This window comes from Agrobacterium sp. (assembly GCF_059499945.1).
The window spans coordinates 168,931-187,250 of record NZ_JCABZP010000001.1 but is presented as its reverse complement, the minus strand read 5'-3'; the positions used below and the strand labels follow the sequence as shown (position 1 = coordinate 187,250).

Below are 18,320 nucleotides of genomic sequence, written 5' to 3'. Positions count from 1 at the left end.
TGGAGACATCATCTTCCACCTTCTTTCCTCTCACGGTGACTGCTAAAGCGTAGGTTCATAAACCTGCAGCGAAACACCGCAGCTAAACAGTCACCGGGGTTCCCATGAGCGATATCGACCGAAGCCGTGCCCAGCAGTTGATGCGAGAAGCGGGCATGGATGCGCTGGTGCTTTTCCAGCCCGAAGCCTTTCGATATGCGGTCGGCGCGCATGCCGGTGTGGCAACCATGTGGGGCAGGGCGGGTTCGGCGATTGCGCTGGTGCCGGCCGATACGGGGGCGGGGATTGCCGCCGTCGTCAGCGATCACGCCGCCCCGACCATCAAAAAACTCGCGCCTGATGTCGATCTGCGCTGCCATCGCATCTGGATCGATATGGTCGATCTGTCGGGTGTGGGAACCATCGCGCAGGTGGACGATGCCTATCGCCGCAATAATTGCGGCGGGCCGAGGCCGGAGACATTCGACCGCGCCGCCTGTTTCGGCCTGCTCTCCGATCTGCTGCGAGAGCGCGGGCTGTCTGCGGCGCGCATCGGTGCGGACCTTGAATTCATGCCCGCCGCCGATTTTTCAGCGCTAAGGCAGGCGCTGCCCGACGTGAAATGGATTGATGGTTCGACGGCGCTGAAACGTCTGAGGGCAGTGAAATCCGAACGCGAGATAAAACTTCTCAGGAAGGCCGCCGCCGCCGCCGAGGCAGGCTTGGTCGAGATGGCAGCCGCCGTTCGACCGGGCGCGATGCTTGGCCAACTCTCCGACGCCTGGAAATCCGGCGTGCAGGCATATGCCGCGAAATCCGGTTTTTCGCTGAGCGGGCATTGGGATTACATATCCGTGGGGCCTGCCTTGTCGGATATGGCGGCGGCTGTGACGCCGGGTGCGCTGATCAAGGCCGATGTCGGCACGCTGGTCGACGGTTATTCATCGGATGGCGCGCGGAGTTTCTCGTGGGGACCGGTCTCGCCTTTGGCGTCCGATATCTTCAAAGCGCTTGAAGCGGCCTTCGCCTGCGGGCTGGAAGCGCTTCGCCCCGGTAACAGCTTCGGTGCGGTGCACGCCGCCATGCTCGCCTCGATGCGCAAGGACGGTTTCAGCGAATATTATCGCGGCCATTTCGGCCATTCCGTCGGCGGCGGTGTGGGTATCGAGGAATGGCCATTCTTTTCCCACGACAACCCGGAAATCATTCTTCCGGGCATGGTGGTCGCGCTCGAAGCACCTTTTTATGGCGAAGGGCTGGGGGCTTTGATGATCGAGGACCAGTTTCTGGTCACACCTTCAGGGGTGGAGTGCATGAACAGCCTGCCACGCACCCTGCGGGATTTGTCACTGGAGTGACGACCTGCCGCCGCGCTCTGCCTCAGAGAAAATCGTCGCGGCGCGGGGTGAAGCAGTCGATCAGCTCGCCCTCTTCCAGGCACAGGCAACCATGCTCGATATGGCCGGGCACAATAAGGCTGTCGCCCTTCTGCAGGTCATAGGCTTCACCATCGCGGTAAAAACGGAAACTGCCGCTGGCGACATAGGTGGATTGCACATGCGGATGGCTGTGCAGCTTGCCTTCGGCACCGGTTTTGAAACGGAACGAAACCACCATCAGCTCCGGCGCTTCGGAAAGCACGGTGCGTTCGACACCATCGTCGGGTGAAATGGTGGGGAATGTCGGTAGCTGCTGCATGTCGTTCTCCTCAATCATGTAATGCGGTTTAGGCAGTTTCAGCGTGGTGCGCGCAGCATGGCGCGATACCGCGTCTGGCTGCTTTTCAGGTGGTTGCGCATGGCGCTTCGCGCCGCATCCTCGTTGCCGTCCTGTATGGCGATCAGGATCGCTTCGTGTTCGCCGACGAGACGGCTGAGATCGGCAGGTGAAAGCACGGTTTCCGAGCCGTTTTCGGCCACGGCGCGGCGTGGAATGACGGTCGGCCCCAGCACCTGCAGGAACTCGCTGAAGCGGGGATTGTTGGTCGCCTCGGCCACGGCGAGATGAAAGGCGAAATCGGCTTCGGCCGTCGGGCTGCCCTTGGCGGCGCTGGCGCGGAAGGCATCGAAGGCCTCGATGATCTTTTCTTCCTGCGCCGGTGAACGGCGAATGGCGGCAAGGCCGGCGGCATCGCCTTCCACGGCCGTGCGTAGCTCCAGCATCTCGATCAGCGAGGAGACGCGTGCGAGATCAACATTGTGGAAGGGCCGCCGCTCCGCAGGTGCGGGCTCCAGCACGAAGACGCCGGCGCCCTGACGGGGTTCGACCAGACCGTCGGATCGCAGCGAAGCGATAGCCTCGCGCACCACCGTGCGGCTGACGCCGAATTCCTGCGTCATCTGCGCTTCGGAGGGCAGGCGGTCGCCCGTCTTGTAACGGCCCTTGGCGATCTGGCTGCGGAGTTCCTCCGAAACCTTCACCACAAGCGTTCTGCCCTGTGGAGCGCCCGGTTCGGAGGTTGTCGCTTTTGTCATCTTGGTCGCCGTTCTAAAAAATGTCGGTTGCGTGCACCGGTCCTCGATACGTCATTCGCTGCCCGGCTTGCAATCCCGCCGCTTGCGCCGGGAATGTTTCATGCGGCATCTCAGCTTTCCTTGAAGATCGGATTGTCGACGAACACACCGCCCTGAAACCGCACCAGCGCATCCTCAGGGGCAGGCTTCGGCGTTGTCGCTGATATATGCTGCCGGAAGGTCTCGGCATTGTCCTTCGGTTTCCAGCCGAGATAACCGAGATGCGAATTGTCCCACCAACCGGCATCATTGGCCGATGCGCCCCAGACGACCGGGCAGCCGAGCACCGGCGCGCGAAACACCGCTTCGATCAGCGATACGAAATCATCGTATGAGAACCAGGTGGACAACATACGGTAATTGGTCGGTTCCGGCGTGCAGGAGCCGATGCGCACCAGCGCCGTCTCCTGCCCGAACTTCTCGAAATACATGCGGGCAAGGCTTTCGCCGAAACATTTGGAAACGCCGTAAAGCCCGTCCGGCCGGACGGGCACGTCGGGACCGAGCCTCTCGGTCTGGGAATAATAGCCAATTGTATGGTTTGAGCTGGCAAAGACGATGCGCGGCCGGCCATGGGCGCGGGCGGCCTCGTAGAGATTGTAAAGCCCGATGATATTGCCCTGAAGGATTTGTTCGAAGGGCTTCTCCACCGAAATGCCGCCCAGATGAACAATGCCGTCGCAACCGGCGACCATGGCATCCACGGCATTCGCATCCGCAAGGTCGCATTGCACGCATTCCTCGTTCGGCCCTGCCGGGTTGAGCGGGGCGAGATCGGCAAGACGCAATATCTCGGCCATCGGTGCAAGGCGTTCACGCATCACGCGGCCAAGCTGGCCCGCCGCACCGGTAACAAGAAGCCGTTTCATTGCAATTCTCCCAAGCCTGTTCCACGTCCGCAGCGTGGTCGAGATATGCCGGCACCTCTTGACCTTGTCATACAGATCGTACAAAAAGCGGATAACATATATTATGTGCCATACGCAACAATCATGAAGGATGAGTTTGATGCTGACCGTCGAGACAAGGCAGGCCGTGAACCCGGAATATGCAAAAACGCTGGATACCGAAGGGCTCCGCCGGCATTTCCTCGCCAACGACATGTTCCGTTCCGGTGAAATCAGGCTGATCTATACCCATTACGACCGTTTCGTCATGGGCGGCGCGGTGCCAAATGGTGCGCCGCTGACGCTGGACAAGGTGGAAGAAACCAAGACGCCGTCCTTCCTCGACCGGCGTGAAATGGGCATCGTCAATATCGGCGAGGCGGGCACCGTCAGCGCCGGCGGCGAGACCTACACACTCAATCGCGGTGACGTGCTTTATCTCGGTGCGGGCAGCGGCGCGGTAACGTTTGATGGTGCCGGCCGATTCTACATCACGTCTTGCCCGGCGCATCGCAGCCTGCCGGCAAAGCTCGTCAGCCTTGCCGACAGCAAGGAGGTCAAGCTCGGCGCGACCGAAACCTCCAACAAGCGCACCATCAACCAGTTCATCCATCCGCTTGTCATGGAAAGCTGCCAGCTGGTGCTGGGTTATACGATGCTTGAGGACGGCTCCGTCTGGAACACCATTCCCTCGCATATTCATGACCGCCGCATGGAAGCCTATCTCTATTTCGGCATGGATGAAAAGTCGCGCGTCCTGCATCTGATGGGCGAGCCGCAGGAGACCCGCCATCTGTTCATTTCGAACGAAGAAGGCGCGATTTCGCCGCCCTGGTCCATCCATTCCGGTGCCGGCATCGGTTCTTACACCTTCATCTGGGCCATGGCGGGCGACAATGTCGACTATACCGACATGGACTTCATCCAGCCGGGGGATCTGAAATGAGAAATCCCTTTTCGCTTCAGGGGCGTAAGGCGCTCGTGACAGGCGCGAATACCGGTCTTGGTCAGGCGATTGCGGTGGGGCTCGCCGCAGCCGGTGCGGAGGTGGTCTGCGCCGCGCGCCGCGCACCGGATGAAACGCTTGATATCATCGCGAAGGATGGCGGCAAGGCGAGCGCCCTGTCGATCGATTTCGCCGATCCGCTGGCGGCGAAGGACAGTTTTGTCGATGCCGGCTTCGATATTCTCGTCAACAATGCCGGCATCATCCGCCGTGCCGATTCAGTCGAGTTTTCCGAACTCGACTGGGACGAGGTTATGGATGTCAATCTCAAGGCGCTGTTTTTTACCACGCAGGCCTTTGCGAAAGAGCTGTTGGCAAAAGGTCGGCCCGGCAAGGTGGTCAATATCGCCTCGCTCCTGTCGTTTCAGGGCGGCATTCGCGTCCCGTCCTACACGGCGGCGAAACATGGCGTTGCCGGTCTCACCAAGCTTCTGGCGAATGAGTGGGCTGCGAAGGGCATCAATGTGAATGCCATCGCGCCCGGTTACATCGAAACCAACAATACCGAGGCGTTGCGCGCGGATGCCGCCCGCAACAAAGCCATTCTCGAGCGTATTCCGGCCGGCCGTTGGGGTCATTCCGAAGATATCGCCGGTGCAGCGGTCTTTCTGGCTTCGCCGGCGGCGGATTACGTGCATGGCGCCATTCTCAATGTTGATGGCGGCTGGCTGGCGCGTTGATCTGTGACAGATTTTCGAAATTCATCATACAAGATGTATGATGAGTTGTTGACAAAGATGCGGCAAGCGGCTTAGGTGGCTTTCAGTCAGTGAACTTGCAGAGGAATTTCGATGATGAACCCTGAACAAATCAAGACGGCGCTTGGCTCCGGTCTGTTGTCTTTCCCGGTCACCCATTTCGATGCCGAGGGTCGTTTTGCGGCCGATAGCTACAGGGCGCATGTCGAATGGCTCGCCGGATACAAGGCGCCGGTGCTGTTTGCCGCCGGCGGCACGGGTGAGTTCTTTTCGCTGAAGCCGGATGAGATCCCCACCATCGTCTCCGCCGCCAAGGAAGTTGCCGGCGAAACCGCCATTGTTTCCGGCTGCGGTTACGGCACCGAGATCGCCGTTGATATTGCCCGCTCTGTCGAAAAGGTCGGTGCTGACGGTATCCTGCTTCTGCCGCATTACCTCATCGATGCGCCGCAGGAAGGGCTTTACGCCCATATCAAGAAGGTGTGTCAGTCGGTCGGCATCGGCGTCATGGTCTATAACCGTGACAATTCCGTGCTGCAGGCCGATACGCTGGCGCGTCTCTGCGACGAATGCCCGAACCTCGTCGGTTTCAAGGACGGCACCGGCGATATCGGCCTTGTGCGCCAGATCACCGCCAAGATGGGTGACCGCCTGATGTATCTCGGCGGCATGCCGACGGCGGAACTGTTTGCCGAAGCCTATCTCGGCGCCGGTTTCACCACCTATTCCTCGGCGGTCTTCAACTTCGTGCCGGGCCTTGCCAATGAGTTCTATGCGGCGCTGCGTGCCGGTGAGCGCGCCACCTGCGAGCGCATCCTGACGGAGTTCTTCTATCCGTTCATGGCGATCCGCAACCGCGCCAAGGGTTACGCCGTCTCCGCCGTCAAGGCCGGCGTGCGCCTGCAGGGCTTCAACGCCGGTCCGGTGCGTGCGCCGCTGAAGGACCTGACGAATGAGGAAATCGGCATGCTCGATGCCCTGATCGGCACGCATAAGCGCAAAGCCTGATTAGGGGGCCTGATCGAGACAAGCGGGAGGGGAGCCATGAAAATCACGGCGGTGCGCACGCATCTGCTCGAGCACCGGCTGGACACGCCGTTTGAAAGTGCATCCATGCGCTTTGATCGACGCGCCCATATTCTGGTTGAGATCGAATGTGACGACGGGACCGTCGGCTGGGGTGAATGCCTCGGCCCGGCACGGCCGAATGCCGCCGTGGTTCAGGCTTATGCGGGCTGGCTTATCGGCCAGGACCCGCGCCAGACCGAAAAAATCTGGGCCGTGCTTTATAATGCCCTGCGCGATCAGGGCCAGCGCGGCCTCAGCCTCACTGCCTTGTCCGGCATCGACATTGCGCTCTGGGACATCAAGGGCAAGCACTACGGTGCTTCCATCTCGATGCTGCTCGGCGGGCGCTGGCGCGAAAGCGTTCGCGCCTATGCGACTGGCAGTTTCAAGCGCGATGGCGTTGACCGCGTCTCCGACAATGCCTTGGAGATGGCGGAACGCCGGGCAGAGGGTTTTCACGCCTGCAAGATCAAGATCGGTTTCGGTATCGAGGAAGACCTCAGGGTCATCGCTGCGGTGCGGGAGGCCATCGGGCCGGATATGCGGCTGATGATCGACGCCAATCACGGTTATACCGTCACCGAAGCCATCACGCTCGGCAAGCGCGCTGCCGATTATGGTATCGACTGGTTTGAGGAACCGGTGGTTCCGGAACAGCTTGATGCCTATGCCCGGGTGCGGGCGGGCCAGCCAATCCCGGTTGCGGGCGGCGAGACCTGGCATGGACGTTATGGCATGTGGCAGGCGCTTTCCGCCGGTGCTGTGGATATTCTCCAGCCCGATCTATGCGGCTGCGGCGGCTTTTCCGAAACACAGAAGATTGCGACGCTTGCCACGCTGCACGGCGTGCGCATCGTGCCGCATGTCTGGGGGACCGGCGTGCAGATCGCCGCCGCGCTGCAATTCATGGCGGCGATGACGCCAGATCCGGTGCGGGTCAATCCGATAGAGCCGATCATGGAATTCGACCGCACCTATAATCCGTTCCGCCAGGCCGTGCTTAGCAAGCCGATCGAGGCGGTAAACGGCATTGTCGCCATTCCCGATGGTCCCGGTCTTGGAATTGAGATCAACCGCGACGCATTGCTTGAATTCAGGATGCCAGACCCGTGAGCGAACTCGTCAGAAAACTGAGCGGCACAGCACCTCGGCCCGCCTTCCCGAAAGGGGCCGTCGACACGCAGATGCATATGTATCTGCCCGGTTATCCGGCCTTGCCGGGCGGGCCGGGCCTGCCGCCGGGCGCCCTGCCGGGACCGGAGGACTATCGCAAGCTCATGCAATGGCTCGGCATCGACCGGGTCATCATCACTCAGGGAAACGCCCATCAGCGCGATAATGGCAACACGCTCGCCTGTGTTGCTGAGATGGGCGAAGCGGCCCGCGCCGTGGTCATTATCGATGCGAGTACGACCGAGAAGGACATGGAAAAGCTTGCCGCCGCCGGTGCCGTTGGCGCGCGCATCATGGATCTGCCTGGCGGTGCGGTGAACCTTTCCGAGCTTGAGGCGGTGGATGAGAGGGCGCACGCGGCTGACTGGATGGTGGCGGTGCAATTCGACGGCAATGGTCTTCTCGACCACCTGCCACGTCTTCAGAAAATCCGCTCACGCTGGGTGTTCGATCACCACGGCAAGTTCTTCAAGGGCATCAAAACGGACGGTCCGGAAATGACTGTTCTTCTGAAGCTGATGGATCGCGGCAATCTCTGGTTCAAGTTCGCCGGCGTCTATGAAAGTTCGCGGGAGAAGTGGCCCTATGAGGATGTCGCCGCCTTTTCGCGGGTGATCGCCGCCCATGCGCCGGAGCGCATCGTCTGGGGCACCAACTGGCCGCATAATTCGGTGCGCGAAACGGCTGCCTATCCGGACGATGCTCGCCTTGCTGAACTGACGCTCGGCTGGCTACCAGATGAGGCGGCCCGTCATCGTGCACTGGTGGAAAACCCTGAGGCCCTGTTCAAGCTGCGGCCATTTACGACGGCATAGTTCACACCGGGATGGCCGATAGCTTCCAGGCCCCGTCGCAATAAGGCCCCGCTATGCCGGGGCCGTTTCCGTTTCGGCGGCAAGCAGCCTCTGCTGTTCGTGCTCGTCAAACGCCATCAGGTTGCCATGCCGGCTGCGGCGTATGCGGTTCATATGCTCGCGCGGACTTAGCCCCAGCGTGCGTTTGAACATGCGCGAGAAATAATAGGGGTCGCCATACCCCACCTCGGCGGCGGCCGCCGAGACTGAAAGCCCTGCCTCGAGAAAATGCATGGCGCGTTCCATGCGCTTGAATTCCTGATATTTCCGCGGCGTCCGGCCAACCCGTTTCTGGAATTCGCGCAGGAAATAATCGCGATTATAGGGGGCTGCATCGGTCGCCCTGCCGGCAATATCAGGGTCCAGCGGATTGGCCGAAATCATGGTGATCGCCTTCATCACCGCAAGGTCGAGGCCTTCCGTGCCTTCCGGCTGGAAACTCGGGCGGTCAACCCATCCGAGGAAGGCATCGTCGATGAAGGCGATCAGAAGCACCATGAAAAGATGGTGCTGGCCGAGTGTCACGGAAGAGGGCGGGGCGCTCTGCCGGTAGTGACGCACGAGCGGCTCCAAAAGCGCCCAGCGGCTCAGCCGTAGTTTCGGCTTCAGGTCCATCTGCGCGATCAGGTTGTGGCGGCCATAAATATCGAGCGTGAAATGCTGCGCCACGCCGCGATAGGTCACGGCCTGCTCGTTCCAGCCAACAAAGCGCTGCCCCTCCAAAATCAGCATCGCATCACCGGGCTCCAGCACCCGTGATTCGCCATCGACGAGATAATGCCCTCGCCCTTCCAGGCAGATGATGAGGTCGTCTACCTGGTTGGATTTGTCGATCTGCCAGGTGCGCGAATGTTCCATCTTGATCGTCGCGCGCGTCAGGTTGAGGTTCAGCGCCGCAGGTGGAACGGACGACAGAATACCACCTTCGATTTCGTCCATCTTTTTCCTCGTCTTTGTTAATTCACCTTGGCGCGGAAATTTGGTTTTGTCATCGGATAAATAGCTTTTACGCGCCGTATCAATGAGGGAGGAGATCGGCCGCGGTGAGAAATTGCGCCATCATACGCCCGCCGCCGGCCGTTCCGGGAGATTCACTTGTACGAAATTGTATTCTGTCATTCGCGTTCCATCGGGGCGCGGGGAGGAGCATCATGAAATCTCAGCGCTTCCTCGGGCTGGGATATCTGACGCCTTACATCATCGGGCTGCTGGTCTTCACGGCAATCCCGTTTCTCGGCTCGCTCTATCTCAGCTTCACCCGTTACGACCTGATGAGCGATCCCAGCTGGGCGGGGCTGGCCAATTACGAGCGGCTCTTCACCCGCGACCGCACCTTCATGAAATCGCTGAACGTTACCCTGTTTTACGTGTTTCTGACGGTGCCGCTGAAGCTTGCCTTCGCCCTCTTCATTGCGGCTATACTCAATTACAAGCTGCAATTCATCAACTTCTTCCGCACGGCCTTTTACGTGCCGTCCATCCTCGGCGGCTCGATCGCGATTGCGGTGCTGTGGCGCTACATCTTTGCAAGCGAGGGGCTCGCCAATATGGCGCTTGCCGCCATCGGCCTGTCGCCGGTGGACTGGTTCGGCGATCCCGGCAACGCGCTTTTCACCATCACGCTGCTGCGCTGCTGGCAGTTCGGTTCGGCGATGGTGATCTTTCTCGCCGCCCTGCAATCCATCGACAAATCGCTTTACGAGGCGGCCGCCATCGATGGCGCGGGCAAGGTCAGGACCTTCTTCTTCATCACGCTGCCGCTTTTGACACCCGTGATCTTCTTCAACCTCATCATGCAGATGGTGCAGGCATTCCAGGAGTTCAACGGACCTTACATCATCACCCAGGGCGGGCCGCTGAAGTCCACTTACCTCCTGCCACTTTATATCTACGACGAGGCCTTCAAGAAGTTCAACATGGGCTATGCCTCCGCCATCGCCTGGGTGCTTTTCACCATCATCACCGTGCTGACCCTCGTGGCCTTCTGGTCCTCGAAGAAGTGGGTCTATTACGCCGGCGACAAGCGGAATTGATGCCATGACCGATATCGCAACCCTAAACGACATGCAGGCGGCCCGCCGGGCACGGCTCAGGCTGCTCTCCACCTCCGTCCGCTACGTGCTGCTGTTCGCCGTCGGCCTTGTCATGCTTTACCCGCTGATCTGGCTGGTGGGCGCAAGCTTCAAGACCAATTCGGAAATCTTCTCCGGCGCCGGCTTCATCCCGGAAAACCCGACGCTGGATGGCTATATCCGCGGCTGGGAAACCTCGACGCCCTATACGTTCGGCCGGTTCTTCTGGAATTCCTTCCTGATCATCCTGCCGAAGGTCATCGGCACGGCGATTTCCTGCACCATGGCGGCCTATGCCTTTGCCCGCTTCGATTTTCCGCTGAAGAAAATCCTGTTCGGCTCGGTCATCGCCATCTTGCTCCTGCCGAATGTCGTCACCCGCATTCCGCAATATATTCTGTTCCGTGATCTCGGCTGGCTGGATAGTTTCCTGCCGCTCTGGGTTCCTTCGGCGTTCGCCGGTGATGCGTTTTTCGTCTTCATGCTGGTGCAGTTCCTGCGCTCGCTGCCATCGGACATGGAAGAGGCCGCCCGCGTGGATGGCGCCAACAGCCTGCAGACGCTCATCTATATCGTCGTGCCGATGCTGGCGCCGGCGCTGATCTCGGTCTGCCTGTTCCAGTTCATGTGGACGATGAACGATTTCCTCGGGCCGCTGATCTACCTGTCCTCGGTCGACAAATATCCGGTGAGCCTTGCGCTCAAACTCTCCATCGACACCACCGAAGCCTTTGAATGGAACCGCATCCTGGCGATGTCGGTGCTGACGATCGCACCTGCGCTGATCGTGTTCTTTGCGGCGCAACGGTATTTCATTGAAGGGATCTCGTCTGGCGGGGTCAAGGGCTGACAATGGCAAGCGTTCAACTTAAAAATCTCGAAAAAATCTATGGCGGCAGCTTCAAGGCCGTGCATGGCATCAATCTCGACGTCGAGGATGGTGAGTTCATGGTGTTTGTCGGCCCCTCCGGCTGCGCCAAATCCACGACGCTGCGCATGGTGGCGGGGCTGGAGGAAATCACCGGCGGCGAAATCCTCATCGGTGACCAGCGTGTCAACGACCTGCCGCCCGGCAAGCGCTCCATCGCCATGGTATTCCAGAATTATGCGCTTTATCCGCATATGAAGGTGCGCGGCAATCTCGCCTTCGGCCTGAAGATCGCCGGTGTCGCCAAGCCTGAGATCGAAAAGGCGATCGACAATGTCGCGCGCATTCTCGAAATCGAGCCGCTGCTCGACCGGTTGCCGAAGCAGCTTTCCGGCGGACAGGCGCAGCGTGTGGCGCTGGGTCGCGCGCTCATCAAGAAACCTGGCGTGTTCCTGTTCGATGAGCCGCTGTCCAATCTCGATGCCAAGCTGCGCGCCTCCATGCGGGTACGCATCACCGATCTGCACCGCCAGCTGAAGGCGGAAGGTCTGTCCTCCACGGTCATTTACGTTACGCATGACCAGACGGAAGCCATGACCATGGGGGACCGCATCTGCGTGATGCAGGCCGGGCGCATCATGCAGGTCGCGACGCCAAAGGAGCTCTACAACCATCCCGCCAATCTGTTCGTGGCCGGTTTTATCGGTATGCCGGAAATGAACCTCGTGGATGTGACCATCGACGGTGCGGAATTCGTCATTGGCGGGCAGCGCCTGCCGATCGGCGCGCATCTTGAAAGGCGTCTTTCAGCAAAGCCGGTAGATGCCGTCATCGGCATTCGCCCGCAGCATCTCTCGCTGGCAGGCGAGGCTGATGGTCCGGTCTTGCAGGCGAAGCTGACCAACGCGGAATTCATGGGTCATGAGGTCTATCTGCACGCCGATCTCGGCGGCCAGAAGCTGGTGAGCGTGGTGGGGGCGGCGGAGTTCGAAGCGCTCGGACGCGACGGTATCCTACGGCTGAAGCCGGACCCGGAGAAGCTGCATATTTTCGACAAGGCCGATGGCCGCAACGTCTCGCTGTGAGGAGGGGACGCGCGTGCCTGATTTTTCGAGGAGGAGAAGAACAATGAAGACGATGACAAGAATGATGGCGATGCTCGCCGGTGCCGCCTATGTCGCCATGGCGGCGGCCCCCGCGGCGAATGCTGCGGAACTGCGCATGTCGTGGTGGGGCGGTGAAAGCCGCCATGTCGCCACCCAGAAGGCCATTGCCGCCTGCGGCGAGAAATACGGCCACACGGTGAAGGGGGAATTCACCGGCTTCGATGGCTATCTGGAAAAGCTGACCACGCAGATGGCCGGCAAGACGGAAGCCGATATCGTTCAGGTCAACTGGCCATGGCTGCCGCTGTTTTCCAAGAACGGTGAAGGTTTTGCCGATCTGCGCCAGCTGAAACCGCTCGATCTTTCGCAATGGGCAGAGAGCGATCTGGACGCTGGTTCGATGAACGGCGTGTTGCAGGGGCTTTCCGTCTCCACCACCGGCCGCGTCTTTTTCTTCAATGCCACCACCTTCGAAAAGGCGGGTGTTGAAATCCCCAAGACCTGGGATGAGTTCTTTGCGGCAACCAAGACCATCAAGGAAAAGCTCGGCAAGGACTATTACACCTTCAATGCCGTGAAAGAGACCGCCCAGCTGCTCGTAACGCTGGCCATCGTGCAGAAGACCGGCAAGGATCTGGTCGACCCCAAGACCAACCGCGTGGCCTGGACGCCGGAGGAGCTGGCAGAGGGGATCTCCTTCGTCGGCAAGCTGGTCGAAACCGGCTCCATCCGCTCCCAGAAAGAGGAAGCGGCCGATGGCAACGTCAATCTCTATGAAAAGCCGTCCTGGTCCGAAGGCCGCATCGCCGGCTCCTATGAATGGGATTCGACCTATTCGAAATATGCCGATCCGCTCAAGGAGGGGCAGGTTCTGAAACCGGTGCCGATGCTGAAGCTTGCTGATGCCGCGACTGAAGGCGTTTATCGCAAGCCCTCCATGGTGTTTTCGATCTCGAAAAACTCCAAAAATCCAGAAGCGGCTGCGCAGATTCTGAATTGCCTGCTTAACGAGCCGGAGGGCGTCGACGCGCTTGGCACCTCGCGCGGTCTGCCGGCGTCGAAGGCTGCGGCGGCGCGTCTGGGTGACAAGGGCGAGCCGGAAGTGCGCGCCGCCAACGCCATCGTCATGGCGGCATCGGGACCGGTGGTTTCCCCCTTCAACGAACATCCGGAAATCCGCTCGGGCTTTATCGATACGCTTGAAGAATATGCCTATGGCCAGCTGACGGCGGAACAGGCAGCCGAGCAGATCATCGATACGACCAACGATGTTCTTGCCAAGTTCGATTGACGACAATGGCCCGCCGCCTCTGGATAGTGGCGGGCCCTTTATCCGGCCGCCGGATGATATGAAGCATGTCCGCCAAGGGTTTGGCCGGCCATTCACGAAAGACGAGAAGAGAGCATGAACGAACCCCTTGTCATCGCGTCTTCGGCGCGAACGGCAGCGCTTTGCCTTGCCGCGCCCGGCGCTCGATATTTCCTTCCGTCCAGAACGGAATGGCGTCTGACGTCGCCGGATGGCGACGAACGGAGCGGCGAAACCGCGACCGTCGTGACGCTGCTGCATGATCTATCCCCGGATACGCGCTATATCTTTAAAGCGGAAGGGTTCGGAAGGCTGGAGTTCAGAACTTCTCCCTGTGCCGGGCTTGTGGAGGCTGCGGCATTTCCCCTGACGCCGGATGTCGCGCTCGATGATGAAGAGGGTGTGCGCGCCAATGCGCAGGTGCTGGAAAGGGCGATTGCCGCCGTGCCGCAGGGCGGCGCGTTGCGGCTTGCAGCCGGTGTCTGGACCGCCTTTCCCGTGCGCCTCAAAAGCAACATGACCTTTCACCTTGCGCAGGGAGCCGTGCTGCGCGCACCCTCCACCCGCAAGGGTTGGCCGATATTGCCCGCACACGATGAGGCCGGCCGCATGCTGGGCAGCTGGGAAGGATTACCGGATGCCTGTTTTGCCGCGCCGGTTCATGCCATCGGGGCAGATAAACTCGTCATCGAGGGCAGGGGCATTCTCGATGGCTCCGGCGACGCGGGCGACTGGTGGAGCTGGCCGAAAGAAACCCGCGATGGCGCGCGCCGACCGCGCGGCCTTCACCTCGTCTCCTGCCGGAAGACAAATCTGCTCGGTTTCACCATCCGAAACGCCGCCTCATGGACGATCCATCCGCAGGGCTGTGAAGAGATGATCGCCGCCGGTCTCAGCATCGTCGCGCCGCATGACAGCCCGAACACCGATGGTTTCAATCCAGAAAGCTGCCGCAACGTCACGATATCAGGCGTGCGCTTCTCCGTCGGAGACGATTGCATCGCGGTGAAGGCGGGAAAGCGAGGCCCTGACGGCGAGGACGATCATCTTGCGGAAACACGCGGCGTGCGTGTAGGTCATTGCCTGATGGAGCACGGCCATGGCGGGCTGGTGATCGGTTCGGAAATGTCCGGCGGCGTGCATGACGTGGCGGTTGAGGATTGCGACATGATCGGCACGGATCGCGGCCTGCGCCTCAAGACACGGCGCGGGCGGGGCGGCACCGTCAGCAACATCGCCATGCGCCGGGTGCTGCTGGATGGCGTGAAGACCGCGCTTTCCGCCAATGCTCACTACCATTGCGACGCCGACGGACATGATGACTGGGTGCAGTCGCGAAACCCGGCGCCGGTCGATAGCGGTACTCCCTTTATCGACGGCATTACCGTGGAGGACGTGGAAATCCGCAATCTCTCCCATGCTGCCGGCGCTTTTCTCGGTCTTGCCGAAGCGCCCATCCGCAACGTCACCATCCGCAACGTCACCATCGTCTCGCGCGATCTGTCGGCCATCGCAACGCCGCCGATCATGGCCGACCGGGTGCGCCCCATGCGCCATGAGGCGATTGTTTTCGAGCAGGCGCATATAGTCTGCGATAATCCCGCCCTGCTGAGCGACGCTTCCGTTTCCATTGTGTCAGATTTCGATTGAGAAACTCCATGAAAGCCAATGAATATTTTGATCAATTCTCGAGCCGCTATCGTTACTACAAGGGCGGAAGCTGGTGTTATGAGGATGGATGTGTCTATCGCGGCTTGCAGCAGCTGTTCGAGGCGACCGGAGAGGCGCGCTGGAATGACCATCTGCACCGTCTGGCCGATGCACAGATAGCGGCTGACGGAACGCTCGCCGGTTACGATCCGCAGGAATATAATATCGACCATATTCTCGCCGGCCGCATTCTCTTTCCCCTTGCGGTGGAAACGGATGATCCGCGTTACCTCGCTGCGGCGGAACATCTGGCGGGACAACTCCGCAGCCATCCGCGTATTGCCTCCGGGAATTACTGGCACAAGAAGCGTTACCCGCACCAGGTCTGGCTGGACGGGCTTTATATGGGGCTCCCTTTCCAGATCGAATATGCGCAGGCGACGGGCCGAACAGAACTGATCGACGATGCGCTGCGGCAGTTTTCAGCGGCGCTCGCGGCCACGGCGGATAGTGGCGGGCTTTATGCCCATGGTTACGACGAGAGCCGCAGCCAGCGCTGGGCCGATCCTCAGAGCGGCAAGTCTCCCGCCATCTGGGCGCGCGCGGTGGGCTGGCTCGCCATGGCGCTGGTGGACGCACTGACCATCCTGCCTGAGGATGGAGCGACGGCGGAGCTTCGGGAGAGCACACGGCGTCTTCTGGCGGGCATCATCGCACGGCAGACTAAGACGGGCCTCTGGATGCAGGTTCTCGACAATCCGGGCCTTGCGGGCAATTATGAGGAAACATCCGCCTCGGCGATGTTTGCCTATGCCTTGCTGCACGCAGTGCGACTGAAGCTTGTGCAGGGCGAAGAGGCGAATGCCGCCGTTTCGGCGGGTCGACGCGCGCTTGAGGCGCTTCTGGAAACCCGGCTGAAAGCCGATGAAGAGGGCGTGATGCGCCTCACCGGCATCGTGCATGTCGCGGGCCTTGGCGGCTTCGAGGGCAATTATCGCGATGGAACGCCGGAATATTATCTGACCGAACCGGTGGTGTCCGATGATGCCAAGGGTGTCGGGCCGTTGATGATGGCCTATGCCGAAAGCCTGCTTCTGGCCAAGCCGCAGGCGCAGGCTGTTTCAGCGGCGTCATCTGCGGGGTAAATTCCCCCGTCGGTCACGCCTTGTTTTTTTCGATGAAACGGATGGCGTCGCCGACGGTCAGGATCGTGCTTGCGGCGGAATCTGGAATTTCCACTCCGAATTCCTCCTCGATTTCCATGACGATCTGAACCGTCTCCAGGGAATCCGCACCGAGATCGTCAGCAAAATTGGCATCGTCCACCACATTGGCGGGGTCGGCGCCAAGCTGGTCCACGATGATTTTTCTGATACGTTCTGCAATGGTGGACATGGTGAGACTCCGAGAAAGTTGTTTGCCGCCGAACCCGCCCGATCTGAATTTGCGCCGAAGATATCCAAGTGAAATCAAGCTGAATTCAAAAGGACAGGCCGCAGAGTCAAAGGGTCAAAAGATCGATGACATCCGGACGTAGCACGCCTTTCGCAGCCGCGAAAGGGTGTCGATCACCCTTTAGTACCCTATAATAATACGGGATGTTTGCCACGTTAACCAGTTTGTGACTGGCAGCGGCAAACCGCTACGCGCTAAAGCTCGTTGCTTGTGAACTTTTAAATCCACCAGCCACACCGAGCCTCACGCCATGGTCCAGTCGTCCCCGGAACGCTTCATATTACTCGACGGCATAAGGGGAGTGGCTGCCCTTTTCATCGTCCACCGCCATGCCGAGGATCTGTTCGGGAAAAGCACGGCTTCGAGCTATCTCGCCGTGGATTTGTTCTTTGCGCTCAGCGGTTTCGTGTTGGCGCATGCCTATAGCCGGAAGCTGAGCGAAGGGGCGATTACACCGGGCTTTTTTTTGAAGGCGCGCTTTGCGCGTCTTTACCCTCTTTATGCGCTGGCGCTGGCGTTGATGGCGGCTTATTTCATCTGCCTCTACGTGCTGGGCGTGCCGACGCCGATCGACGATCTGCATCGTCTGGTCGATCCCGGCGAGCTCGCTTTTGCCCTTTTCACGGGGCTGCTGTTTTTGCCGGCGCCCTTCACGTTGACCCTGAACGGCGCGTTGTTTCTCGTCAGCCCTGCATGGTCGCTTTTCAACGAACTGGTGGTGAATGCGTTTTATGCCCGCTGGGGTGTTCGGGCCACGATGAGACAGACCGCTGTGGTGCTCACCGTCAGCGCGCTTGTGCTGATGGTGGCGGCCGCCGAGTTCGGCCGTTTGCATGCGGGGTTTCGCTGGCACGAAATGTATGCAGGCATGGGCCGGGTGTTCTTCTCGTTTTTTGCCGGCGTGCTGATTTACCGTTTCCGCAATCGCGTACCGCAGTTGAAACCCTTTCAGGCGGCGCTTTGCCTTCTGCTGGTCTGTTTCATTCTGGCTGTGCCCATGTCGCGCGAGCTTCGGCCGTTCTTCGATCTTGCGGTTGTCCTGTTTGTCTGGCCGCTGCTGCTATTCGTGGCCAGCAAGACGGTTCCGGGGCGCGGGGTGGGAATGGTGTCGGTGTTTCTCGGCACGGCGTCCTATGCGGTCTATGTGCTGCATATTCCGCTTCTGGCCTGGACGGAGTTTCTGATCCCGGCGGGGCACAGGGAAAATCTCGCTCTGCCGGCGGGCATTGTTTTTCTCATCGCCACGACGTGCCTGTCATGGTGGCTGACGGTTTATTATGACCAGCCCGTTCAGAAATGGTTGAAGAACCGGTTGAGAAAGCGGAGTGAAATCCGCCAGCCGGTATGATCCTGCCTTGCGGCTGCGAACCTCAATAATGGGCGAAAATCGGGGCTGTCAGCACGAAAGCTGCGACGAGGCTGATGATCGTCAGTTTCGCCGCTCGCATGCGGCGCATTTTGCGGCCGCTCCAGTCATACGTCATACTCACCTCCACGCAGACGCAAAACTTACCGGCATGGGGACAGTCGGGACCCGGCGCAGGCCGGTCATGGTCCCGCAACTCACCTGATGCACATTCCATACCCAAGCTTCCCGGATGCGCCTGATCGCGCGCGGGACGCTCAATTTCAGTGTTGCCTGATATATGGCTTTTGCCAAGCCGTTATTTTCATCGGTGATT

18 protein-coding genes are annotated in these 18,320 nt (G+C 60.1%); 13 read left to right on the top strand and 5 right to left on the bottom strand.

Annotated features, from left to right (window positions below; genetic code table 11):
• The first annotated feature begins 104 nt into the window (after positions 1–104).
• Complete coding sequence (locus tag AC5I5B_RS00880) at positions 105–1,337, top strand: M24 family metallopeptidase (RefSeq protein WP_026372461.1); 1,233 nt, start codon at positions 105–107, stop codon at positions 1,335–1,337.
• Between the two features lie 22 nt (positions 1,338–1,359).
• Here AC5I5B_RS00880 and AC5I5B_RS00875 read toward each other — a convergent pair whose 3' ends face one another.
• From AC5I5B_RS00875 to AC5I5B_RS00865, 3 genes are all read right to left on the bottom strand, one after another.
• On the bottom strand, positions 1,360–1,677 hold the full coding sequence (locus AC5I5B_RS00875) for a cupin domain-containing protein (RefSeq protein WP_003508111.1): 318 nt from the start codon (positions 1,675–1,677) through the stop codon (positions 1,360–1,362).
• Between the two features lie 38 nt (positions 1,678–1,715).
• Positions 1,716–2,453 carry a FadR/GntR family transcriptional regulator gene (locus AC5I5B_RS00870; RefSeq protein ID WP_003508113.1) on the bottom strand — a complete coding sequence of 246 codons (738 nt, stop codon included), beginning with the start codon at positions 2,451–2,453 and terminating at the stop codon, positions 1,716–1,718.
• A gap of 110 nt (positions 2,454–2,563) precedes the next feature.
• Positions 2,564–3,361, bottom strand: a complete 798-nt coding sequence (locus AC5I5B_RS00865; RefSeq protein WP_112958751.1) for an NAD-dependent epimerase/dehydratase family protein — start codon at positions 3,359–3,361, stop codon at positions 2,564–2,566.
• Positions 3,362–3,500: 139 nt separating this feature from the next.
• Between AC5I5B_RS00865 and kduI the strand changes: the two genes are divergently transcribed.
• From kduI to AC5I5B_RS00840, 5 genes are all read left to right on the top strand, one after another.
• Positions 3,501–4,325, top strand: coding sequence for a 5-dehydro-4-deoxy-D-glucuronate isomerase (kduI, locus tag AC5I5B_RS00860; protein WP_020812567.1), 825 nt, complete (start codon positions 3,501–3,503; stop codon positions 4,323–4,325).
• A complete protein-coding gene (kduD, locus tag AC5I5B_RS00855; RefSeq protein WP_020812566.1) occupies positions 4,322–5,065 on the top strand; it encodes a 2-dehydro-3-deoxy-D-gluconate 5-dehydrogenase KduD in 744 nt (247 codons plus the stop codon). Before kduI ends, kduD begins: the two co-directional genes overlap by 4 nt.
• Before the next feature lie 114 nt (positions 5,066–5,179).
• Positions 5,180–6,091, top strand: a complete 912-nt coding sequence (gene kdgD / locus AC5I5B_RS00850) for a 5-dehydro-4-deoxyglucarate dehydratase (RefSeq protein WP_080867429.1) — start codon at positions 5,180–5,182, stop codon at positions 6,089–6,091.
• A 36-nt stretch (positions 6,092–6,127) separates the two neighbouring features.
• A complete protein-coding gene (locus tag AC5I5B_RS00845) occupies positions 6,128–7,264 on the top strand; it encodes a D-galactarolactone cycloisomerase (RefSeq protein WP_080866736.1) in 1,137 nt (378 codons plus the stop codon).
• Complete coding sequence (locus AC5I5B_RS00840) at positions 7,261–8,139, top strand: D-galactarolactone isomerase (RefSeq protein WP_080570353.1); 879 nt, start codon at positions 7,261–7,263, stop codon at positions 8,137–8,139. The genes AC5I5B_RS00845 and AC5I5B_RS00840 overlap by 4 nt, the downstream gene beginning before the upstream one ends.
• 51 nt (positions 8,140–8,190) lie before the next feature.
• Here the strand turns inward: AC5I5B_RS00840 and AC5I5B_RS00835 are convergent, their stop codons facing one another.
• The gene (locus AC5I5B_RS00835; RefSeq protein ID WP_003508126.1) at positions 8,191–9,117 is read right to left on the bottom strand and encodes a helix-turn-helix domain-containing protein; all 927 of its coding nucleotides are present in this window, start codon (positions 9,115–9,117) and stop codon (positions 8,191–8,193) included.
• A gap of 212 nt (positions 9,118–9,329) precedes the next feature.
• On the opposite strand from AC5I5B_RS00835, the gene AC5I5B_RS00830 reads away from it, so the two are divergent.
• From AC5I5B_RS00830 to AC5I5B_RS00805, 6 genes are all read left to right on the top strand, one after another.
• A complete protein-coding gene (locus tag AC5I5B_RS00830) occupies positions 9,330–10,211 on the top strand; it encodes a carbohydrate ABC transporter permease (RefSeq protein WP_003508128.1) in 882 nt (293 codons plus the stop codon).
• Between the two features lie 4 nt (positions 10,212–10,215).
• Positions 10,216–11,100 (top strand): carbohydrate ABC transporter permease, encoded by an 885-nt coding sequence (locus AC5I5B_RS00825; protein WP_003508131.1) that lies wholly within the window; start codon positions 10,216–10,218, stop codon positions 11,098–11,100.
• Between the two features lie 2 nt (positions 11,101–11,102).
• On the top strand, positions 11,103–12,203 hold the full coding sequence (locus AC5I5B_RS00820; protein ID WP_099086907.1) for an ABC transporter ATP-binding protein: 1,101 nt from the start codon (positions 11,103–11,105) through the stop codon (positions 12,201–12,203).
• A gap of 43 nt (positions 12,204–12,246) precedes the next feature.
• The gene (locus AC5I5B_RS00815) at positions 12,247–13,515 is read left to right on the top strand and encodes an ABC transporter substrate-binding protein (RefSeq protein ID WP_112958750.1); all 1,269 of its coding nucleotides are present in this window, start codon (positions 12,247–12,249) and stop codon (positions 13,513–13,515) included.
• 114 nt (positions 13,516–13,629) lie between these two features.
• On the top strand, positions 13,630–15,183 hold the full coding sequence (gene pglA, locus AC5I5B_RS00810) for a polygalacturonase PglA (RefSeq protein ID WP_112958749.1): 1,554 nt from the start codon (positions 13,630–13,632) through the stop codon (positions 15,181–15,183).
• Between the two features lie 8 nt (positions 15,184–15,191).
• Positions 15,192–16,328, top strand: coding sequence for a glycoside hydrolase family 88/105 protein (locus AC5I5B_RS00805; protein WP_112958748.1), 1,137 nt, complete (start codon positions 15,192–15,194; stop codon positions 16,326–16,328).
• Positions 16,329–16,341: 13 nt separating this feature from the next.
• On the opposite strand, the gene AC5I5B_RS00800 is transcribed toward AC5I5B_RS00805, so the two are convergent.
• Positions 16,342–16,578 carry an acyl carrier protein gene (locus AC5I5B_RS00800; RefSeq protein WP_020810476.1) on the bottom strand — a complete coding sequence of 79 codons (237 nt, stop codon included), beginning with the start codon at positions 16,576–16,578 and terminating at the stop codon, positions 16,342–16,344.
• A 310-nt stretch (positions 16,579–16,888) separates the two neighbouring features.
• Between AC5I5B_RS00800 and AC5I5B_RS00795 the strand changes: the two genes are divergently transcribed.
• Positions 16,889–17,986 (top strand): acyltransferase family protein, encoded by a 1,098-nt coding sequence (locus tag AC5I5B_RS00795; RefSeq protein WP_112958747.1) that lies wholly within the window; start codon positions 16,889–16,891, stop codon positions 17,984–17,986.
• Positions 17,987–18,320 lie beyond the last annotated feature (334 nt).

Excerpts from the sequence above, each read along its gene's own strand:
- AC5I5B_RS00880 (WP_026372461.1), top strand. The coding sequence starts at position 105 with ATGAGCGATATCGACCGAAGCCGTGCCCAGCAGTTGATGCGAGAAGCG.
- AC5I5B_RS00875 (WP_003508111.1), bottom strand. The coding sequence starts at position 1,677 with ATGCAGCAGCTACCGACATTCCCCACCATTTCACCCGACGATGGTGTC.
- AC5I5B_RS00870 (WP_003508113.1), bottom strand. The coding sequence starts at position 2,453 with ATGACAAAAGCGACAACCTCCGAACCGGGCGCTCCACAGGGCAGAACG.
- AC5I5B_RS00865 (WP_112958751.1), bottom strand. The coding sequence starts at position 3,361 with ATGAAACGGCTTCTTGTTACCGGTGCGGCGGGCCAGCTTGGCCGCGTG.
- kduI (WP_020812567.1), top strand. The coding sequence starts at position 3,501 with ATGCTGACCGTCGAGACAAGGCAGGCCGTGAACCCGGAATATGCAAAA.
- kduD (WP_020812566.1), top strand. The coding sequence starts at position 4,322 with ATGAGAAATCCCTTTTCGCTTCAGGGGCGTAAGGCGCTCGTGACAGGC.
- kdgD (WP_080867429.1), top strand. The coding sequence starts at position 5,180 with ATGAACCCTGAACAAATCAAGACGGCGCTTGGCTCCGGTCTGTTGTCT.
- AC5I5B_RS00845 (WP_080866736.1), top strand. The coding sequence starts at position 6,128 with ATGAAAATCACGGCGGTGCGCACGCATCTGCTCGAGCACCGGCTGGAC.
- AC5I5B_RS00835 (WP_003508126.1), bottom strand. The coding sequence starts at position 9,117 with ATGGACGAAATCGAAGGTGGTATTCTGTCGTCCGTTCCACCTGCGGCG.
- AC5I5B_RS00830 (WP_003508128.1), top strand. The coding sequence starts at position 9,330 with ATGAAATCTCAGCGCTTCCTCGGGCTGGGATATCTGACGCCTTACATC.
- AC5I5B_RS00825 (WP_003508131.1), top strand. The coding sequence starts at position 10,216 with ATGACCGATATCGCAACCCTAAACGACATGCAGGCGGCCCGCCGGGCA.
- AC5I5B_RS00820 (WP_099086907.1), top strand. The coding sequence starts at position 11,103 with ATGGCAAGCGTTCAACTTAAAAATCTCGAAAAAATCTATGGCGGCAGC.
- AC5I5B_RS00815 (WP_112958750.1), top strand. The coding sequence starts at position 12,247 with ATGAAGACGATGACAAGAATGATGGCGATGCTCGCCGGTGCCGCCTAT.
- pglA (WP_112958749.1), top strand. The coding sequence starts at position 13,630 with ATGAACGAACCCCTTGTCATCGCGTCTTCGGCGCGAACGGCAGCGCTT.
- AC5I5B_RS00805 (WP_112958748.1), top strand. The coding sequence starts at position 15,192 with ATGAAAGCCAATGAATATTTTGATCAATTCTCGAGCCGCTATCGTTAC.
- AC5I5B_RS00800 (WP_020810476.1), bottom strand. The coding sequence starts at position 16,578 with ATGTCCACCATTGCAGAACGTATCAGAAAAATCATCGTGGACCAGCTT.
- AC5I5B_RS00795 (WP_112958747.1), top strand. The coding sequence starts at position 16,889 with ATGGTCCAGTCGTCCCCGGAACGCTTCATATTACTCGACGGCATAAGG.